The following is a 1,044-nucleotide window of genomic DNA, read 5'->3' on the forward strand; positions in this document are numbered from 1 at the left end:
ATCGTCCTCATCAGACTCATCGACATCGTCCTCATCATCGTCGTCAGGAGTGAAGTCCGGCAGGACGACTCCATCGATGGCGGCGATTCGGTCGGCGGTGTCCAGGTCCGCGTGGCTGTCCAGCGCGGCGGCCGAGGTGAACCACTCACGAGCCCCCGCCTCGTCGCCAGCGGTTTCCAGGAGTTCCGCATAGGCATATCGCAACCTTGCCTGCGAACCAGGCGAGCCGATACGTCGAGAGATCGCCGCCTTCAGCAGCCGAAGCGCCTCGGCCCGCTGCCCCAGGTCAGCGCGAATCCCCGCCTCAACGAGCAGGCACTCAATGCGCAGATCGACGTCACGCGTGGCTGCGTCCAGTTCCGCCAGAACCGCGAGCGCATCACGGTGACGACCGAGCGCCCGCTCACAATCGGCGATGACCGGCAGCAGCGAATCTCCGCCACTCATCCGCCTGATGGCCCTGAACTCGCGAAGAGCGATGCCGTATTCCCCGGCCGCGTACGCGGTCTCTGCAGCCGCTTCGCGGACCACTGGGAGACGACCGGCCCTGCGGCGTGCCGCCTCGGCGTGGCGGAAAGCCAACTCCGGGTCGACGTCGATCAGTTGGCCAGCTGCCCAGATGTGGGCGCCGACGATGTTTGCCAGGTCCTTCGGGAGGCCCTTCAGCTCTGCCCGTACACCGAACGGTAGTTCGCCCTCCACAAAGTCCTGAGGGGTCTCCGGCTCATCGGCCCTGGCCTCGGTACCAGGATGAAAGCGCTTCTCCCTCTCGTCTCCGAACCTGTCCCTCGACTGGCCCTGGTCGTCCCACGACCCCCTGCGGTCGTCGCCTTGCCGGTCGCGGTCATAAGGCCTGCGCTCGCCACCCTGACGGTCGCCACCTTGCCGGTCGCGGTCGTAAGGCCTGCGCTCGCCACCTTGACGCTCGCGGTCGTAAGGTCGACGCTCACCACCCTGACGGTCACTACCTTGGCGATCCCGGTCGTAAGGTCGACGCTCACCACCCTGGCGGTCCCGGTCGTAAGGCTTCCGCTCGCCACCTTG

The 1,044-nt window shown here is 66.7% G+C and carries 2 protein-coding genes; one reads left to right on the plus strand and one right to left on the minus strand.

Features of this window, described 5'->3' with window-relative positions; translation table 11 throughout:
* Nucleotides 1-702: hypothetical protein (locus BUC15_RS18885; RefSeq protein WP_073191668.1), on the minus strand; the 702-nt coding region annotated here is incomplete at its 3' end.
* A 48-nt stretch (nucleotides 703-750) separates the two neighbouring features.
* Between BUC15_RS18885 and BUC15_RS20605 the strand changes: the two genes are divergently transcribed.
* A partial coding sequence (locus BUC15_RS20605) for a hypothetical protein (protein WP_217652309.1) occupies nucleotides 751-1,044 on the plus strand: 294 nt, incomplete at its 3' end.

This window comes from Tessaracoccus bendigoensis DSM 12906 (assembly GCF_900141915.1).
GTDB classification, from domain to species: Bacteria; Actinomycetota; Actinomycetes; order Propionibacteriales; family Propionibacteriaceae; genus Arachnia; species Arachnia bendigoensis.